This window comes from Silvimonas iriomotensis (genome assembly GCF_014645535.1).
In the GTDB taxonomy this organism is placed as follows: domain Bacteria; phylum Pseudomonadota; class Gammaproteobacteria; order Burkholderiales; family Chitinibacteraceae; genus Silvimonas; species Silvimonas iriomotensis.
Genome location: NZ_BMLX01000007.1, coordinates 139,514 through 155,775 on the forward strand (window position 1 = coordinate 139,514; position 16,262 = coordinate 155,775).

17 protein-coding genes and 1 pseudogene are annotated in these 16,262 nt (G+C 60.4%); 4 read left to right on the forward strand and 14 right to left on the reverse strand.

Annotation, left to right across the window (positions count from 1 at the left end):
• Positions 1 to 49: 49 nt before the first annotated feature.
• From cysN to yedA, 4 genes are all read right to left on the reverse strand, one after another.
• Positions 50 to 1,483: a sulfate adenylyltransferase subunit CysN gene (cysN, locus tag IEX57_RS18795; RefSeq protein ID WP_188706461.1), complete on the reverse strand. Its 1,434-nt coding sequence runs from the start codon at positions 1,481 to 1,483 to the stop codon at positions 50 to 52.
• A 27-nt stretch (positions 1,484 to 1,510) separates the two neighbouring features.
• Positions 1,511 to 1,804, reverse strand: coding sequence for a YciI family protein (locus tag IEX57_RS18800; RefSeq protein ID WP_188690850.1), 294 nt, complete (start codon positions 1,802 to 1,804; stop codon positions 1,511 to 1,513).
• 33 nt (positions 1,805 to 1,837) lie between these two features.
• The gene (gene cysD / locus IEX57_RS18805) at positions 1,838 to 2,764 is read right to left on the reverse strand and encodes a sulfate adenylyltransferase subunit CysD (RefSeq protein WP_188706463.1); all 927 of its coding nucleotides are present in this window, start codon (positions 2,762 to 2,764) and stop codon (positions 1,838 to 1,840) included.
• Positions 2,765 to 3,417: 653 nt separating this feature from the next.
• Positions 3,418 to 4,290, reverse strand: coding sequence for a drug/metabolite exporter YedA (gene yedA, locus IEX57_RS18810; protein ID WP_188706465.1), 873 nt, complete (start codon positions 4,288 to 4,290; stop codon positions 3,418 to 3,420).
• A gap of 166 nt (positions 4,291 to 4,456) precedes the next feature.
• On the opposite strand from yedA, the gene hslU reads away from it, so the two are divergent.
• On the forward strand, positions 4,457 to 5,785 hold the full coding sequence (gene hslU / locus IEX57_RS18815) for an ATP-dependent protease ATPase subunit HslU (protein ID WP_188706467.1): 1,329 nt from the start codon (positions 4,457 to 4,459) through the stop codon (positions 5,783 to 5,785).
• Between the two features lie 95 nt (positions 5,786 to 5,880).
• Here hslU and IEX57_RS18820 read toward each other — a convergent pair whose 3' ends face one another.
• Positions 5,881 to 6,510: a LysE family translocator gene (locus tag IEX57_RS18820; protein ID WP_188706469.1), complete on the reverse strand. Its 630-nt coding sequence runs from the start codon at positions 6,508 to 6,510 to the stop codon at positions 5,881 to 5,883.
• Between the two features lie 172 nt (positions 6,511 to 6,682).
• Here IEX57_RS18820 and IEX57_RS18825 point away from each other — a divergent pair, with 172 nt between their 5' ends.
• Positions 6,683 to 7,564 (forward strand): phosphoribosylaminoimidazolesuccinocarboxamide synthase, encoded by an 882-nt coding sequence (locus IEX57_RS18825; protein ID WP_188706471.1) that lies wholly within the window; start codon positions 6,683 to 6,685, stop codon positions 7,562 to 7,564.
• Positions 7,565 to 7,825: 261 nt separating this feature from the next.
• Positions 7,826 to 8,443 carry a PAQR family membrane homeostasis protein TrhA gene (gene trhA, locus IEX57_RS18830; protein WP_188706472.1) on the forward strand — a complete coding sequence of 206 codons (618 nt, stop codon included), beginning with the start codon at positions 7,826 to 7,828 and terminating at the stop codon, positions 8,441 to 8,443.
• A 174-nt stretch (positions 8,444 to 8,617) separates the two neighbouring features.
• On the opposite strand, the gene IEX57_RS18835 is transcribed toward trhA, so the two are convergent.
• Together IEX57_RS18835 and rlmH are read right to left on the reverse strand one after the other, a co-directional pair.
• Positions 8,618 to 9,223 carry a Maf family protein gene (locus IEX57_RS18835; protein ID WP_188706474.1) on the reverse strand — a complete coding sequence of 202 codons (606 nt, stop codon included), beginning with the start codon at positions 9,221 to 9,223 and terminating at the stop codon, positions 8,618 to 8,620.
• Positions 9,224 to 9,231: 8 nt separating this feature from the next.
• Positions 9,232 to 9,702, reverse strand: a complete 471-nt coding sequence (gene rlmH / locus IEX57_RS18840) for a 23S rRNA (pseudouridine(1915)-N(3))-methyltransferase RlmH (protein ID WP_188690870.1) — start codon at positions 9,700 to 9,702, stop codon at positions 9,232 to 9,234.
• Between the two features lie 57 nt (positions 9,703 to 9,759).
• On the opposite strand from rlmH, the gene IEX57_RS18845 reads away from it, so the two are divergent.
• Positions 9,760 to 10,497, forward strand: a complete 738-nt coding sequence (locus tag IEX57_RS18845) for a pseudouridine synthase (RefSeq protein WP_188706476.1) — start codon at positions 9,760 to 9,762, stop codon at positions 10,495 to 10,497.
• Between the two features lie 211 nt (positions 10,498 to 10,708).
• On the opposite strand, the gene fos is transcribed toward IEX57_RS18845, so the two are convergent.
• The 7 genes and pseudogenes from fos to IEX57_RS18875 all read right to left on the reverse strand — a co-directional run bounded on the left by fos (position 10,709) and on the right by IEX57_RS18875 (position 16,062).
• Complete coding sequence (gene fos, locus IEX57_RS21240; protein WP_229709118.1) at positions 10,709 to 11,140, reverse strand: fosfomycin resistance glutathione transferase; 432 nt, start codon at positions 11,138 to 11,140, stop codon at positions 10,709 to 10,711.
• 117 nt (positions 11,141 to 11,257) lie between these two features.
• Positions 11,258 to 11,713 (reverse strand): annotated as a pseudogene (locus IEX57_RS21245) (FMN-binding negative transcriptional regulator); the annotation flags it as partial.
• 86 nt (positions 11,714 to 11,799) lie between these two features.
• Positions 11,800 to 12,486, reverse strand: a complete 687-nt coding sequence (locus IEX57_RS18855) for a DNA alkylation repair protein (RefSeq protein WP_229709108.1) — start codon at positions 12,484 to 12,486, stop codon at positions 11,800 to 11,802.
• Positions 12,483 to 13,622, reverse strand: coding sequence for a 5-(carboxyamino)imidazole ribonucleotide synthase (locus IEX57_RS18860; RefSeq protein ID WP_188706480.1), 1,140 nt, complete (start codon positions 13,620 to 13,622; stop codon positions 12,483 to 12,485). Before IEX57_RS18860 ends, IEX57_RS18855 begins: the two co-directional genes overlap by 4 nt.
• Before the next feature lie 5 nt (positions 13,623 to 13,627).
• On the reverse strand, positions 13,628 to 13,906 hold the full coding sequence (locus tag IEX57_RS18865; RefSeq protein ID WP_188706481.1) for a hypothetical protein: 279 nt from the start codon (positions 13,904 to 13,906) through the stop codon (positions 13,628 to 13,630).
• A complete protein-coding gene (gene purE, locus IEX57_RS18870; protein WP_188690882.1) occupies positions 13,903 to 14,388 on the reverse strand; it encodes a 5-(carboxyamino)imidazole ribonucleotide mutase in 486 nt (161 codons plus the stop codon). The genes IEX57_RS18865 and purE overlap by 4 nt, the downstream gene beginning before the upstream one ends.
• 354 nt (positions 14,389 to 14,742) lie before the next feature.
• Positions 14,743 to 16,062 (reverse strand): NAD(P)/FAD-dependent oxidoreductase, encoded by a 1,320-nt coding sequence (locus IEX57_RS18875; RefSeq protein WP_188706483.1) that lies wholly within the window; start codon positions 16,060 to 16,062, stop codon positions 14,743 to 14,745.
• Between the last annotated feature and the right edge of the window lie 200 nt (positions 16,063 to 16,262).

Sequence of the window (16,262 nt, forward strand, 5' to 3'; positions counted from 1 at the left end):
AACCTCTTGAGGTTCAACGCACCCCCGCCGTGCGCTGACGAAACCCGGATTACCGGGATGCGATCCGGGCAAGCACCTCGTCAAGCGACAACGCAGGGAAGTGCTGATGTGCCAGCTTGGCCAGGTCTGCCATAAATGCATCCATGGCCGATGCACTGAAGGCAACCTGAGCCGCTTGCGCCACACCCACCACCATCCCCGCCGCCGCGGTGGCATTGGTCAGGCGGTCGATGATGATGAAGCTGCCGGTGCCGCGGCACAGGGTGTAGGCGTCGAAGGCGACCGGGGCGGTGGTGTCGATGGTGACGAGGGCGATTTCGTTCAGGGCCAGTTTTTCAGCCGGGCTGTGCGCCAGGGTGTTGACGTCGATGCGGTGGCGGATGCTGCGTACGCGGCCGTAGACGCTCTTGCCGGCCAGTTTGAACTGGTATTCCTTGCCGGCTTGCAGCGGGGATTCGTTCATCCATACCACGTGGGCGTCGAACGACTGGCTCACTTGCGGTTCTACGTCGCCAGCGCGGATCAGCATGTCGCCGCGGCTGACGTCGATTTCGTCTTCCAGCGTGAGCGTAATGGCCTGACCGGCGTAGGCGGCGGGCTGGTCGCCTTCAAAGGTGACGATGGCCTTGACCTTGCTGCGTTTGCCGGAAGGCAGCGCCAGCACTTCGTCGCCCGGCTTGACCTGGCCGGCGGCGATGGTGCCGCAAAAGCCACGGAAATCCAGGTTGGGGCGGTTGACGTATTGCACCGGCAGGCGGAACGCGTCCAGACGGGCGTCGCGGGTGATCTCGACCGATTCGAGCAGGTTCATCAGCGTGCCGCCTTCGTACCACGGCGTGCGCTCGCTGCCGCTAACGACGTTGTCGCCGCGCAGGGCGGAGATCGGTACGAAGCGGATATCAGCGATGTCCAGCTGGTTGGCAAAGGTCAGGTATTCGTTGCGGATCTCATTGAAGCGCGCTTCAGAGAAGTCCACGAGGTCCATCTTGTTCACGGCAACCAGCACGTGCTTGATGCCCAGCAGCGACACGATGTAGCTGTGGCGGCGGGTTTGCGTCTGCACGCCGTAACGGGCGTCGATCAGGATGATGGCCAGATCGCAGGTCGAGGCGCCGGTGGCCATGTTGCGGGTGTATTGCTCGTGGCCCGGGCAGTCGGCAATGATGAACTTGCGCTTGTCGGTACTGAAGTAGCGGTAGGCCACATCGATGGTAATGCCTTGCTCGCGCTCGGCTTGCAGGCCATCGACCAGCAATGCCAGGTCGATTTCTTCATCGGTGGTGTTGTACTTTTTGCTGTCTTTGGCGATGGCAGCCAGCTGGTCTTCAAAGATCAGCTTGGAGTCATGCAGCAAGCGGCCGATCAGCGTGGATTTGCCGTCATCGACGTTGCCACAGGTGATAAAGCGCAGCAGGTCCTTGTTCTCGTGCTGTTTGAGGTAGCCAAGGATGTCGCTGGCGATCAGATCAGATTGGTGAGACATACGTTATCCAGTATTTACGCTGCACCGCTAGGCGGTCAGAAACGAGAGCGACTGCGCGGCGCGCGTCGGCAAAAATTCCACCACGCGGTAACGGGCCGCGCCGGCAATGGCAAAGGGGTCGTCCATGGCAATGGCTTCGATGGCATCGCGCGAGCTGGCCCGTGCCAGGATCACGCCGCCCGTGCGCGGCTCTTGCCGGCCTGACAGTAAAAACACGCCGCTGGCGTAGTGTTTTTCCAGAAAGGCAATGTGCGCCGGGATCAGTGCATCGATTTCTTCCATCGAGCCCACGTATTCAAGCAGCAAGACGAAGGTAGCCATGGATTCGTTTCCGGTTCGGGTTAACAAACCAGTTTAGAAGTAGCCTTCCATTTTTTTCTTTTCCATCGAACCAGACGAGTCATGGTCAATCACCCGGCCCTGGCGCTCGCTGGTCTTGGTCAGCAGCATTTCCTGGATGATCTCGGTCAGGTTCTGGGCGTGAGACTCCACCGCGCCGGTCAGCGGGTAGCAGCCCAGCGTTCTGAAGCGCACCCACTTGGTCTCGATGCTGGCTTTCTGTTCCGGCGTGAGGTACTGCAGGATGCGATCGTCATCGATCATCACCAGCGTGCCGTTGAGGTCCACCACCGGGCGCTCTGCCGCGAAGTACAACGGCACGATCTCGATGTTTTCCAGGAAGATGTATTGCCAGATGTCCAGCTCGGTCCAGTTGGAGAGCGGGAACACGCGGATCGATTCACCCTTGTCGATGCGCGAGTTGTAGATGTTCCACAGTTCCGGGCGCTGGTTCTTCGGGTCCCAGCGGTGGTTTTTGTCGCGGAACGAGTACACGCGCTCTTTGGCGCGGGACTTCTCTTCGTCGCGGCGCGCGCCACCAAAGGCGGCGTCAAAACCGTATTTGTCCAGCGCCTGCTTCAGGCCCTGGGTTTTCATCACGTCGGTGTGCTTGGCGCTGCCGGCGGTGAACGGGTTGATGCCGGCTTTCACGCCTTCTTCGTTCACGTAGGTGATCAGGTTCCAGCCTTCTTCACGCTGCTTCTCGCGCAGTTTGTACATTTCCTGGAATTTCCAGGTGGTGTCCACGTGCATGAGCGGGAACGGCGGCTTGCCAGGGAAAAACGCCTTCCGGGCCAGATGCAGCATGACGGCGGAGTCTTTACCGATGGAATAGAGCATCACCGGGTTTTCGAATTCGGCGGCCACTTCACGGATGATGTGGATCGACTCGGCTTCCAGTTGCTTGAGGTGAGTCAGCCTCGCTTCGCTAATGCCTGTCATTGCTGCTTGCTATACCTGAGTGGATTTGCGCCGGGGCGCTGTTCTGGGCACGGGGCGGGCGCAATAAGCCCACGATCGTGCGATAAGCGGCTGAATGTACCGGAACGAGGGGTATCAAGAAAGATTCAATCGTTATAACGATATGGAAATGGGGCTGCAGGGGGCGCGGGTGTTGGGTTTGGGTCTTGGGGGGGGCCGTGTGTCGGGTGGGGTGTCTGGTCTGCCCTGTTGCGGGGGGCCTTTGCTGGCAAGAGTGGCGCCATTGTCCCTATCGCTTCGTCATTCCTGCGGAGGCGGGAATCCGGTTGGGCTGCGGCAGGTGGGCTTTGCTAAGTGGGGCCAGAAACCTTCAACAACTTGTTAGCGCCCTGCGGCGCGTTGTTTTCCATACCGGCGGTGGCCGGAGCACCCTACTTTCTTTGCTTCGCCAAAGAAAGTAGGCAAAGAAAGGCGACCCCAGCCCGGCGGCCCTCCGGGCTGCCCTCAGTCGGTCGGGAGCCTTGGGTCTCCCTCCGCTCCTTCGGCGCTTGGCTTTAACGGGGGAGGAAAGTCAAAAGCAACGACAACCCCGAAACCCCAAAATCCTGAAACCTGAAACCTGAATCTGAACCTGAATTTGAAACCCTCAGGTCACGTGTGGCTTGATGCGCTGACTACTTGCGCGCGTGTGCCCACACAATCAGCGCTACGCCGCCCAGAATCACGGCCATGCCGCCCATGAGTGGCAGGCTGATGGATTCGCCGGCAAACACGGCGCCGAGTAGTACGGCCACGACCGGGTTGACGTAGGCATAACTGGTCGCCAGGGCGGGGCGGGAGTGGTTGATGACGTAGACAAAGGCGCTGTAGGCGACGATGGAGCCGAAGGTGATCAGGTATAGCAGCGCGCCGATGCTGGCGGCGGGCACGTGGGTGGGCAGGTGTTCGCCCAGCGCCTGGCTCATGATGAACAGCACAACGCCACCGCCGAGCATCTGTACCCCGGCCGACATGCCACCCTTGGGCATATCCAGCCGGCGCTGCAAGATGGTGGCAAAAGACCAGGTGGCGGCGGCGATGACGACCAGGATCACCCCGCCCGGGCTGGCCGCGGCGGTGGCGTCCAGGTTAAGCAGCCCGACGCCGATGATCCCAAGGCCCACGCCCAGCCATTCCAGCAGTTTGGGGCGGGTGCCGAACAGCCAGCCAAACACAATGGCAAAGACCGGGCCACTGGCGACCAGCAAGGCAGCCAGGCCGGATGACACGCTTTGTTCGGCCAGGCAGACAAAGCCGTTGCCGATACTCATCATCATGGTCCCGATGATCACGCCGTTGCGCCACTGGCGCGCGCTGGGCCAGGCGGTGCCGCGCAGGCGGAACCAGGCCAGCAACAGGCAGCCGGCGGTGGTCATGCGGATGGCGGCCAGGATCAGCGGCGGGAAACCGGTAAGGCCAATGCGGATGCCCAGATAAGTCGAGCCCCAGACGACGTAGACAATCAGCAGGCAGAACAGCAGGGCGGGGGCGCGGGTTTGTTGCGACATGACACGGTGTACCAGAAAAACCATGCGGCAAGGCTGCCGCATCAGGATCGACATATTGCCGCTTATTGCCACAACGCGCAGGGTACAGCCGGCCTTGAAAAACGCCGCTACAGCCTGAACCTTGATTCCAGACCTGTTGCACGTATCAAGGACCCGGATACCCACTATGACGACCATGACCCCGCACGAAATCGTGCATGAGCTGGATAAACACATCGTCGGCCAGAAAGATGCCAAAAAGGCGGTGGCCATCGCGCTGCGCAACCGCTGGCGCCGCCAGCAAGTGGCCGAGCCGCTGCGCCATGAAATCACGCCCAAGAACATTCTCATGATCGGCCCGACCGGTGTGGGCAAGACTGAAATCGCCCGCCGTCTGGCCAAACTGGCCGATGCGCCCTTCATCAAGGTCGAAGCGACCAAGTTCACTGAAGTCGGTTACGTCGGCAAGGATGTCGACAGCATCATCCGTGATCTGACTGAAATCGCCGTCAAGGGCGCGCGTGACCGTGCCATGGCGCGCAACCGCGTGCGGGCCGAAGATGCCGCCGAAGACCGCGTGCTGGATGTGCTGGTGCCGCGCCCGCCCAAGGGCCCGTTTGCGCACAATCCGGAGCTGGACGATGCCGGCAAGGAAACGCGCCAGAAATTTCGCAAGATGCTGCGTGAAGGCCAGTTGAACGACAAGGAAATCGAGATCGAGATCGCGGCTGCCGCGCCGACCATGGATGTCATGGGCCCGCCGGGGATGGAAGATTTCACCAGCCAGCTGCAGGACATGTTCAAAGGTGCCATGGCCGGCAAGACCAGCACCAAAAAGCTCAAGATCAGCGAGGCCATGAAGCTGCTGGTGGAGGAAGAATCCGCCAAGCTTGTGAACGAGGAAGAAGCCCGCGCCGAGGCGCTCAAGGCGGTAGAGCAGAACGGCATTGTGTTCATCGACGAGATCGACAAGGTGACCAGCCGCGCGGAAGGCTCGGCCGGTGAAGTCAGCCGCCAGGGCGTGCAGCGCGATTTGCTGCCGCTGGTCGAAGGCACCACGGTGAGCACCAAGTACGGCATGATCAAGACTGATCACATCTTGTTCATTGCCTCTGGCGCGTTCCATCTGGCCAAACCGTCTGACCTGATCCCGGAACTGCAAGGGCGTTTCCCGATCCGGGTTGAGCTGTCCAGCCTGTCGGTTGATGATTTCAAACGCATCCTGACCGAAACCGACGCCTGCCTGATGAAGCAGTACGAAGCGCTGCTGGCCACGGAAGGGGTGCAACTGGCGTTCAACGATGCCGCTTTGCACCGCATTGCCGAGATTGCCTGGAGCGTGAACGAGCGCACCGAGAATATCGGCGCGCGGCGTTTGTCGACGGTGATGGAAAAGCTGCTGGAAGACCTGTCATTTGACGCGAAGTCCGGCGCAGTCCAGATCGACGCCGAAGCGGTGAACGCCAAACTGGGCAAGCTGGTGGGCGACGAGAACCTGTCGCGCTATATGCTGTGAGGTGTGAGGTGTCCGGAGCTTGAGCCCCGGCGTCCACAGTCCACCCTGCAAGATGACTCGCAATAAAAAAGGCGCCTTCACGGCGCCTTTTTTATTTAGCGGGACACAATCAGTTTGAGCCCCAGTGCAACAAAGATCGTCCCGGCGATGCGGTCCAGCCACAAGCCGGCGCGCGGGCGGCGGTTCAGCCACTGCCCCACGGCGCCAGAAAAATACCCCAGCAAGCCAAACAGCACGGCCGCCTGCGCGGTAAACACCAGACCCAGTTGCAGGGTTTGCAGCGCCACGCCGCCATGGCTGGCGATCACAAACTGCGGCAGGAACGCCAGGAAAAACAGCACCACTTTGGGGTTGATGGCATTGGCGAACAAACCTTTGCCAAACAGGCGCCAGGCCGAATCCTTGAGCGCGTTCTCCTGCGCCACCTGCGCCCCGCCCCGGCTTCTTAACGCTTGAACACCCAGCCAGACCAGATACAGGCCGCCCGCCACTTTAAGCGCGGTAAAGGCGATCGGGCTGGCGGCAATCAGCGCGCTGATCCCCAGCGTCGCCAGCATGGTATGGCTGATACAACCCAGCGCGCAGCCAAGGCCAAAGGCCATGCCGTTCTTGCGGCCGCGAGAGATGCCAATCCCCAGCACCATCAGGTTATCCGGGCCAGGCGAGACGGTGATGAGCATGGCGGCGGCCAGAAAGCCGAGAAATTGTTGCGGTTCAAGCCACATGGCGGGCCTCTGTGTCAGGTGGAAAATCTGCGCTGTATTTTACGTGGCCGTTTTGCCAGTGCCAAACCTTGCGCCAACGCGCCCTCTTGTCAGGCAGGATATGCATCTGCGCTGCCCGTAGCCCTCACTTACAGGCATAATTCGCATTTTTGCCAGCGCAGGGATGCCTTTCATGACCGGACTGACGAGCACCAACCTCAAGAGCCTGAAGAAGATTTACTCGGGCAAAGTGCGTGATCTGTATGAGATTGATGATCAACGCATGTTGATGATCGCCACCGACCGTCTCTCTGCGTTTGACGTCATCCTCAATGAACCGATCCCGGAGAAAGGCAAGATCCTGACTGCGATCTCCAATTTCTGGTTCGACAAATTCACCGGCCTCGTCCCCAGCCACTTTACCGGCGACAAGCCCGAAGACGTGGTCAGCGCGGAAGACCTGCCGCAAGTACAAGGCCGCGCCGTGGTGTGCAAGCGCCTCAAGCCGGTGCCGGTTGAGGCCGTGGTGCGCGGTTATATCGTCGGCGGCGGCTGGAAAGACTACAAAGCCACCGGCAAGGTCAGCGGCATTCAGTTGCCGGCCGGCCTGATCGAAGCCGACAAGCTGCCTGAACCCATCTTCACGCCGTCGACCAAAGCGGCTGTGGGTGACCATGACGAGCCGATCTCGTTTGAAGAAGTAGAACAACTGATCGGCGCCGATCTGGCCGCGCAAGTACGCGATACCGCCATCAAGCTGTACAAGACGGCGTCTGAATTTGCCGCGACGCGCGGCATCATCATTGCCGATACCAAGTTCGAGTTCGGTCTGGATGAAAACGGCACGCTGACACTGATGGACGAAGCGCTGACGCCGGATTCCAGCCGTTTCTGGCCGGCCGACCAGTACGCGCCGGGCAGCAACCCGCCCAGCTATGACAAGCAATTTGTGCGTGACTGGCTGGAATCGGTCGGCTGGAACAAGACCCCGCCGGCTCCGACGCTGCCGCAAGACGTGGCAGACCGTACCGCCGCCAAATACCGCGAAGCGCTGGACAAGCTCACCGGCCAGTAAGCTGCTGAGCACTCCGACAAAACAAAGGGCCCACACGGGCCCTTTGTTTTTGCGCAATCTGCCGTGATGTATAAGCTGAGGTAGATCAGATTCAGTAATTGCTTATATTTAAGCCGGATAAATCACTGTAAAAAGATGCGCGATTTAAGGTAACTTTTACCAGAACGTGATGCCGCGTCATGCGCTACGCATAAATACCAACCGCGCACACTACAGAACGAGTAAGTTAGCGCCAACAAGATAAGAGAAGGTACATCGCCCATGTATCGCGGAGAACGGTTCAACGGCTACAGCCATCTGGCTGGTGCCATTTTGTCGACGGTGGGCCTGGTGCTGCTGATTGTGTACTCCAGCATGCACAGCGACGCCTGGAAAGTAGTCAGCACCGCCGTTTACGGCGTTACGCTGGTGCTGCTGTATACCATCTCGACGCTTTATCACAGCCTGCGCGGCAAGGCCAAAGCGGTATTCCAGAAGCTGGATTACTGCGCCATTTACCTGTTGATTGCCGGCAGCTACACCCCGTTTGCCCTCGTCACCCTGCGCGGCCCGTGGGGCTGGACACTGTTCGGCGTGAACTGGGCGCTGGCGGTCATCGGTATTGTCCAGGAAATGCTGATCGGCAAACGCACGCGCCTTTTTTCCATGCTGATTTACGTGGCCATGGGCTGGATGGTGGTGTTCGCGCTCAAACCACTGATGGCCGCACTGCCGACAGTGGGTTTTTACTGGCTGGCTGCAGGCGGGATCATCTACACCGTGGGGATCATCTTCTTTTTGTTTGATGAGAAGGTGAAACACTTCCACGGGATCTGGCACTTGTTTGTACTGGCCGGGAGCTTGTGCCAGTTCGTGAGTATTTTCGGGTATGTGGGGTGAGGTTCATTCCGACTGCCGCAGATATAAAAAAGCCACCTGCTTCAGGTGGCTTTTTTGTTGGATGCTTGTTCAACGACAGTGGTGCATGTGGCATTGCCGCTGGATTCCCGCCTTCGCGGGAATGACGATGTTACGAGAGCGGACAAACCCTTCATGCGAACACACAGCCTGGCATCACGCCAGAAACCCCATCCCGTACTTGCCCAGCAACACCGCCGTCTCATGCAACGGCAAGCCCATCACCCCGGTAAAACTCCCCTCCAGCCGCGACACAAACAGCCCGCCGCGTCCCTGAATACCGTATGAGCCAGCCTTGTCCATGGGCTCGCCGCTGGCCACGTAGTCGGCAATCTGCGCGTCGGTCAGCTGCGCAAAGTGCACCACGCTGGTAGAAAGCACCACCTCAACGCCGCCGGCATGACGCAAACCCAGGCTGGTCAGCACTTCATGGCTGGAGCCAGACAACAGCCGCAGCATCTGCGTGGCGTCCACCGCGTTCTCCGGCTTGCCCAGAATGGCATCGCCCAGCACCACCGTGGTATCTGCCGCCAGCACCGGCCGCACCGGCAGGCTTTGCGCAATCATGGCCTGCCAGCCGCTTTCAGCCTTGGCATGCGCCAGGCGCAATACGTAATCACGCGCCTTTTCACCCGGCAACGGGGTTTCATCAACCGGCGCGGCAATGCGCTCGAAGGTCACGCCGGTTTGCGCCAGCAACTCTTTGCGGCGCGGGCTGCCAGAGGCCAGGTAAAGGTCGATTTGATCTTTTTGCGTTGTCATTTCAAAACTCATTCGCGGTGATAGGGGTGATTGTGCAGGATGGAATACGCACGATAGAGCTGCTCGGCCAGCAGCACGCGCACCATGCCGTGCGGCAGGGTCATGGCGGACAGTTGCAGTAACTGGTCGGCGCGCTGTTTCACGGAGGGGTCCAGCCCGTCCGTGCCGCCGATGATGAACACGGCATCACGGCCATCGGTGTGCCAGTTCTTCATGTTCTCGGCCAGCTTCATGGTGGTCCAGTTGGCGCCGCGCTCGTCCAGCGCAAACACGCGTGCGCCTTGCGGGATGGCGGCCAGAATGCGCTCGGCTTCTTCTGCCATGACTTGCTGTGGCGTGCGCCCGCCAGAACGCTTGTCGGGCTTGAGTTCAACCAGACTGATGGCAAATTCGCGCGGCATGCGTTTGACGTATTCGCCAAAGCCGTCTTCGATCCAGCCGGGCATTTTGTGCCCGACGGCAATGATGATGAGTTTCATGGTGTTTCAAGGTATAAACGTTGGGTCGAACTTTACCCGCATGCATAGAAACCCGAAATGCCCGCTGTCGCCTCTACCCTCTCCTGCCCTGATTTCAATGCGCTGTCCGTGCTGTACACGCATGATGATTTCCTGCTGGTCTACAAACCGCCTGGGCTGGGTTTTCATCGGGAGGGCGATGAAGCCGGCGTGCTGGATCTTTTGCGGGAGCAGCATGAGGGCGCGCTGTTTCCGCTGCATCGGCTTGACCGCATTACCTCCGGCTTGTTGCTGGTCGCGCGCAGCAGCGAGGCCGCGCGGGACTTTGGCGAGATGTTTGCCAGCCGGACGCTGGAGAAATTCTATCTGGCCCTGTCTGCACGCAAACCGGCCAGGAAACAGGGGACGATTGCCGGCGGCATGCAAAGCGGCCGCGGCGGCAACTGGTTGCTCACGCGGGAAACCGATAACCTCGCCGTCACCCAGTTTTTCAGTTACGGCCTGGGAAACGGCCTGCGCGGTTTTCTGCTGCGCCCGCGTACCGGGCGCACGCATCAGTTGCGCGTCGCGCTTAAAAGCGTGGGCGCGCCCATCCTGGGTGATACGCGGTATGGCGCAGAGGCTGCCGATCGCGGCTATCTGCATGCCTGCGCCCTGCGTTTTTCGTGGGACGCGCAAACTTGGTCTTTCCTGCTGCTGCCGGGCAGTGGCGCGCACTGGCCGTCGCCATGGCCGGAGCAAGCCGCAGCAGACTTGCAGGCGCCATGGGATTTACCCTGGCCTGCGGTACGCGACACACCGCACAAGTCAGCATAAAGTCAGATTTTCCGCTGACCGGTTTCAGTTAACGGGTCAGCGGTGTCAGCAGGCATAAGGTTAAACGCTAATATGATGGCCGTTGAGACATGTTTCCTGGCTCATCACCGCAGGGTCTTGCACGCCCCCGCAAGTTCCCCTGCAGTAGCAACCGCTGTACGCGCCCATCTTCCGGCCTCCTTGTGGGGGGCCGGTTTTTTTTGGCCGCGACTCAGTAAAACTGCATGCCCGCATAGGGCCGGACGCGACAGGACGCCAGCCTGCTGGCCAGATCGCCCACATGCAGTTCCAGCCGGTGGCCATCCGGGTCCAGGAAGTAGAACGAGTCGCCTTCGCTGCGATTGTCTTTCCAGCTTGGCGCACCGGATGCTGCCAGCCGCGCGCACAGCGGGGCGAAGTCTGCCGGCGTCACGCTGAACGCAAGATGGGTGTAGTCCGTCGTGGTCCGGTGGGCGGCCCGGTCGGCATCCAGCGACAGGCATAGCCACTGGCCACCCACGGTCAGATACGCACCGCCGTCCCATTGTGCGTGCAGGCGTGCGCCAAGGCCCTCCACATAAAACCGCAGCGCCCGCGCGACATCTGTCACCGCCAGGGTGAGATGATTGATCCCGCTGACTTGCGGGGCGGCAGCGGGCTGCATCGCCGCTGCCAGCGCGGTTTCACCCCGGGCATGCAGCGCTTGTACCACGCCGTCCTGATCCGCCTGTGGCCGGTTTTGCGAGAGCTTGAACTTGCCTTCCCACTGCGTGACATCCAGTTCAAAGGCGACGATGTATTCCGACAGTTTGCTCACGTACTCCGCCGGCATCACCTGGGCGGCAATGCCGGCGGGCTCGTAAAACCCCGTCAGCGCGGTCAGGGTAGCGGCAGGATCATCGACCAGGCGGATGGTGCCGGTGGCATGCACGGCCTGATAGTTCCAGGTCGGCACGGCCGGGCCCTTTGCGTACCACGACGGCGATATGTAGCCATGAGGACCGTGGAAGATCGCCAGCACCGGCGCGCCTTCTGCCCAGTGCTGCCAGTGCGGGTTGGCCCGCGCCACGTGGCCGCACAGGTGATCGCCCGCTGCATCACACCGCAACAGCAACGGCACGTGGCTGGCAAACGGCACGCCATCGATCACGCTGATCAGCGTGGCAAAGCTGTGGTCGCGCACAAAGTCGTGCAGGGTTTGCGGGTCAGTGACACCAAAGTGATTGGGCGTGTACATGGGCGCTCGGCGTGAGGGCAAAATACCAATGTTGGCATGGCCGGTGGGCAGACCGACAGCGACAGTCTGCGGTCATGACAAGCGGGTCAGTTGCCGAGGTGCTTGCCGGCTTCACGCACCGACAACGCCGAAAACCGCTGCCCGTGCTCCGCCAGGAAGGCGCGGATCACGTCCGGTGCCGTCCAGGCGTATTCGCGCAGCGCCCAGCCAATGCCTTTACGGATAAAGAAATCCGGATGCGCAGCATTGCGCAGGCAGGCATCAAACAAGCGCGGCACGTCTGTGCCGGTTTTCCAGCCCAGCTGGTAAATGATGGCGGTCCGGCGCAACCAGAGATGCTCGTGCTCGACGAGGGCGTCCAGCTGCGGCACCAGTTGCCTGTGGCGTGCCACCAGCCGGCCGATGCTGTGGCTGGCCAGTGTATCGACGGTATCCCACCAGGATTTTTGCGTAACCAGCGTCAGCAGCACCGGCAAGGCAGCCGGCGTGAGCGTCTGTTCTGCGCGTTCCAGTAAATCACAGGCGGCATACTGGTATTCGCGCTCGGGCTGCTGCCAGAGCAGTTGCACCAGCGCCAGGATATCGGCCTCGGCCAGCGTGGCTTTGGCGGTTTTTTCCAGCGGGCGGGTCAGCAGGCGGCGTTGCGGCGTGGCAATGCCCAGATAAACAAAATGGCCGCGCATATAGGCGGCCATTTTGTCTGCGCGGAGCGGGTCTGCGGCGGGGGCCAGGGTGGCGGCATACTGCGCCAGCCAGCCCGGCAGATCACTCACAGGGTGTCCTTGATCGCCATGGCCTGCTCCAGCGCGGCATCGGCATTGTCGGCCAGCACGTTGAAGTGGCCCATCTTGCGGCCAATACGCGCTTCTTTCTTGCCGTACAGATGCAGCTTGGTATTGGGCGCGGTCATCAGCACTTCCCAATGCGGTTCAGCATTGTTTTCGCCCCAGGTGTCGCCCAGCAGGTTCACCATCACGGCCGGACGCAGCAGATCCGGGCGGCCGGGGTACAGGCCGCACATGGCGCGCACTTGCTGTTCAAACTGGCTGGTGAGCGTGGCATCAAGCGTGTAATGGCCGGAGTTATGCGGACGCGGCGCCATCTCGTTGATGACCAGTTGCTCGCCTTCCAGCACAAAAAACTCCACCGCCAGCACGCCGACGTAGTCCAGCTTCTCGACCAGTTGCAGCGCCATGGCGCGGGCGCGCTCCAGCAACGCATCACCAATCCGCGCCGGGATGATGGAGACATCCAGGATACCGTTCACGTGCTGGTTTTCTGCCACCGGGAAGCACACCGCCTCACCGGCACGGGTCCGTGTCACGATGGCAGAGACTTCCGCCATCAGCGGCAGCATTTTTTCCAGCACACAGGCCTGATGCTTCATGTTGGACAGCGCCAGGCGAGCTTCATCAGCCGTGTTGACGCGGACCTGGCCCTTGCCGTCGTAGCCCATGCGGGCGGTTTTCAGAATGCCCGGCAGATAAGCGCTGAGATCGCCGGCCAGATCGCCAGAGTTACGCACCGGCAGGAACGGAGCAGTATCCAGGCCGGCGTTACGGATAAAGGTTTTTTCGGCAATGCGGTCTTGCGCAATGGCCACGGCATCGCCAGACGGGCTGACCACCAGCCCTTGCTGGGCCAGCCAGCGCATGCTGTCGGCATTGACGTTTTCGAATTCAGTCGTCACCGCCGCACAGGTGGCAGCCAGTTGTGCCAGTGCTTGCGGATCAGTGTAGGGTTTGGCAATGTGGACGTCGGCAAAGTCTGCCGCGGGCGATTGCGGATCGGGGTCGAGCACGGTCACGCGGTAACCCATGGTCTTGGCGGCCGTGGCAAACATGCGACCAAGCTGGCCACCACCCAGAATGCCCAACATGGCGGGTGGAAGAATCGGCTTGTTGGCCATCTTTTTCAGTCCTTTTCTCGTTTTGCTTTGAGAATTTGCAACTGCGCAAACCCCCATAAGGCCAGTCCGTAGATAAAACCGGCCGTCAAACCCAATGGAAACGTGTGTAATAACCCTGAAACAGGGTCAGCGCTAATACCATTTAGCGCACGCACCAGATACAACAGCACACTACCAGGCACACCAAGACAAACCACACCGCGCCAGAGCACGCACCACCACCAGCCACCGTCAATGATGCGCTGGTAGCGGTCCAGCTCGTCCTGGTTGCCGTCCTGACTCATACCTCAGGCAGCGTCATATCCAGCACGGTTTGTTCTTGCTTTGCGCGGAACGCAGCCAGTTTTTCAGCCAGTTCCGGGCTTTGTGCGGCCAGCATGGCCACGGCAAACAGGCCCGCGTTGGCGGCGCCCGCTTCACCGATGGCGAAGGTGGCAACCGGTACGCCCTTGGGCATCTGCACAATCGACAACAGTGAGTCTTCGCCGCGCAAATACTTGGATGGCACGGGCACGCCCAGCACAGGCACGGTGGTCTTGGCCGCAATCATGCCAGGCAGATGGGCAGCGCCGCCGGCCCCGGCAATGATGCATTGCAGGCCGCGCTCACGGGCGGTTTGGGCATATTCGAACATCAGATCCGGCGTACGGTGCGCCGAGACCACTTTGCATTCAAAATCAACGCCAAATGCTTTGAGCTGTTCAACGGCCAGGCGCATTACGTCCCAGTCGCTGTTACTGCCCATGACTACTCCAACTTGCGCCATGCGGATTCACTCTCGGGAAAAACACCAAATCTTACCGAAGAAAGGGGGGACGCTGCCAATTGCCATTGGTCAGTGTGCGATTCCTGGATGCTGAAACGGGCGGGAGTAAGGGCAAAACCGGCTTATGCCGATTTTGTTGTTTCTGTCAATAATTAGATCATGATAATTGACCGGCGGTGGGCCGAGGACGAGGATTCGTGTTGCGCGGCGTGTTACCACGTCGCGCGGTTTCGTTTCCATCCTCTGTTTACAACGCCGCCCAATGAGGTCGGCGTTTTTTTTGCCTGCAGCGCCTGCAGCAACCCGGCCGGTGATGTGGCCATCAACCTGCCGGGGCCAGTATCGGCGCGGTTCTCAGTGCAGTTTGAGTGGCGGCTGCGCAATGCGGCGCAACTTGTCACCCACATACAAAAGCCCGGCCATCACCCAGCCGTGCAATGCCGCCTGGTGCATCCGGTACAGCGAAGAATAGATCAGTTTCGCGCTCATGCCTTCTACATAGTAGTCACGCTTGGGGCCGACCACCGCCGCGAGCGAACCCACAGCCGTGTGCTTGCCCAGAGAAACCATGATGCCTTGCGGCTTGAAGCGGAACGATGCCACTTCACGCCCGGCAAAGTAGTTCTCCAGCATCTGGGCCAGCCAGCGCGCCTGCTGGTGTGCCACCTGCGCCGTGGCCGGCAGCGGCGGGCCACCTTCGCCATCGGTCGAGAACGCGCAATCACCCATGGCAAAGATGTGCTTGTCGGTCACGGTCTGCAGCACGGAGGTGACTTCGATCTGGCCATTGCGGTTGGTTTGCAGGCCCAGGGTCGACAACCACGGCGCGGCCTTCACGCCGGCAGCCCACACAATGATGTCTGATTCAATATTGCGGCCATCGGCCAGTACCACCTGGGTGGGCTGGACTTCCTGCACCTTGCTGCTGGTCAGCACGGCGATATTGCGGGCCTTGAGCTCTTCTGTCGCGTAGACCGACAGCGACTCCGGCGCACCCGACAAGATCCGCGGTGCGGCTTCAATAATGCTGATGCGCAACTGGTCTGGCGACAAGCGCGAGCCGTAATTGTGGGCTTCAGTAATGGCGTGATGGATTTCCGCCGCCAGTTCAACCCCGGTCGGGCCAGCGCCAATGATGGAAATACGCAGTTCACGCAGCGGATCGTTGGTGGTGCCGACAATAAACGACTGGGCCAGCAGGCGCTTGCGCAGACGATCGGCCTCGACGGGCGTATTGAGCTGCATGGCGTTTTCTTGCACGCCCGGCGTACCAAAGTCATTGCAGACCGCGCCCACGGCCAGCACCAGTGTGTCGTAATGAATCGTGCGCGGGCCGCACAACTCGGTGCCGTCTTCGTCATACACGGCATCCATGCTGATCGTACGTGCTTCGCGATCCAGACCATTCATGAAGCCGAATTCAAACTCGTAACCATGACGATGGGCATGCGCAAAGTAGTTCACTTCATCTTCGCCGGTGTTGAGCGCGCCGGTCGCCACTTCATGCAGCAGCGGTTTCCAGATGTGCGTGGGCGAACCGTCAACCAGAATCACGCGCGCCTGACCCGTGCGACCCAGGTTATGACCCAGCCGTGCGGCCAGTTCCAGCCCGCCGGCACCCCCACCGACAATGACAATCTGATGCACCCCTTGTGGTGCTGTGCTGTTCTTCATGGTTACCCCGTGGATATCAATGTTTTGTTTTATCAATCGCCTGAATCTGTTTTGGCACGGCCACGTCGCAGTCTCATGACTGGACGCAACTCGACCCGGATAACCGCAGAATGCCTGCCAAACACCTTGTTTGAAAACAAAATAATCACGTAGTGAACAGTCGCCTGATTACAAGTTTGCACTCCGCACCAAACCCGTAT

What these genes read in the sequence shown, in the direction of transcription:
- IEX57_RS18845 (WP_188706476.1), top strand. Translation starts at nt 9,760, where the DNA reads ATGCCCGCTGTCGCCTCTACCCTCTCCTGCCCTGATTTCAATGCGCTG.
- IEX57_RS18860 (WP_188706480.1), bottom strand. Translation starts at nt 13,622, where the DNA reads ATGGCCAACAAGCCGATTCTTCCACCCGCCATGTTGGGCATTCTGGGT.
- IEX57_RS18825 (WP_188706471.1), top strand. Translation starts at nt 6,683, where the DNA reads ATGACCGGACTGACGAGCACCAACCTCAAGAGCCTGAAGAAGATTTAC.
- cysD (WP_188706463.1), bottom strand. Translation starts at nt 2,764, where the DNA reads ATGACAGGCATTAGCGAAGCGAGGCTGACTCACCTCAAGCAACTGGAA.
- rlmH (WP_188690870.1), bottom strand. Translation starts at nt 9,702, where the DNA reads ATGAAACTCATCATCATTGCCGTCGGGCACAAAATGCCCGGCTGGATC.
- yedA (WP_188706465.1), bottom strand. Translation starts at nt 4,290, where the DNA reads ATGTCGCAACAAACCCGCGCCCCCGCCCTGCTGTTCTGCCTGCTGATT.
- IEX57_RS18875 (WP_188706483.1), bottom strand. Translation starts at nt 16,062, where the DNA reads ATGAAGAACAGCACAGCACCACAAGGGGTGCATCAGATTGTCATTGTC.
- IEX57_RS18865 (WP_188706481.1), bottom strand. Translation starts at nt 13,906, where the DNA reads ATGAGTCAGGACGGCAACCAGGACGAGCTGGACCGCTACCAGCGCATC.
- fos (WP_229709118.1), bottom strand. Translation starts at nt 11,140, where the DNA reads ATGCAGCCCGCTGCCGCCCCGCAAGTCAGCGGGATCAATCATCTCACC.
- purE (WP_188690882.1), bottom strand. Translation starts at nt 14,388, where the DNA reads ATGGCGCAAGTTGGAGTAGTCATGGGCAGTAACAGCGACTGGGACGTA.
- hslU (WP_188706467.1), top strand. Translation starts at nt 4,457, where the DNA reads ATGACGACCATGACCCCGCACGAAATCGTGCATGAGCTGGATAAACAC.
- IEX57_RS18800 (WP_188690850.1), bottom strand. Translation starts at nt 1,804, where the DNA reads ATGGCTACCTTCGTCTTGCTGCTTGAATACGTGGGCTCGATGGAAGAA.
- IEX57_RS18835 (WP_188706474.1), bottom strand. Translation starts at nt 9,223, where the DNA reads ATGACAACGCAAAAAGATCAAATCGACCTTTACCTGGCCTCTGGCAGC.
- cysN (WP_188706461.1), bottom strand. Translation starts at nt 1,483, where the DNA reads ATGTCTCACCAATCTGATCTGATCGCCAGCGACATCCTTGGCTACCTC.
- trhA (WP_188706472.1), top strand. Translation starts at nt 7,826, where the DNA reads ATGTATCGCGGAGAACGGTTCAACGGCTACAGCCATCTGGCTGGTGCC.
- IEX57_RS18820 (WP_188706469.1), bottom strand. Translation starts at nt 6,510, where the DNA reads ATGTGGCTTGAACCGCAACAATTTCTCGGCTTTCTGGCCGCCGCCATG.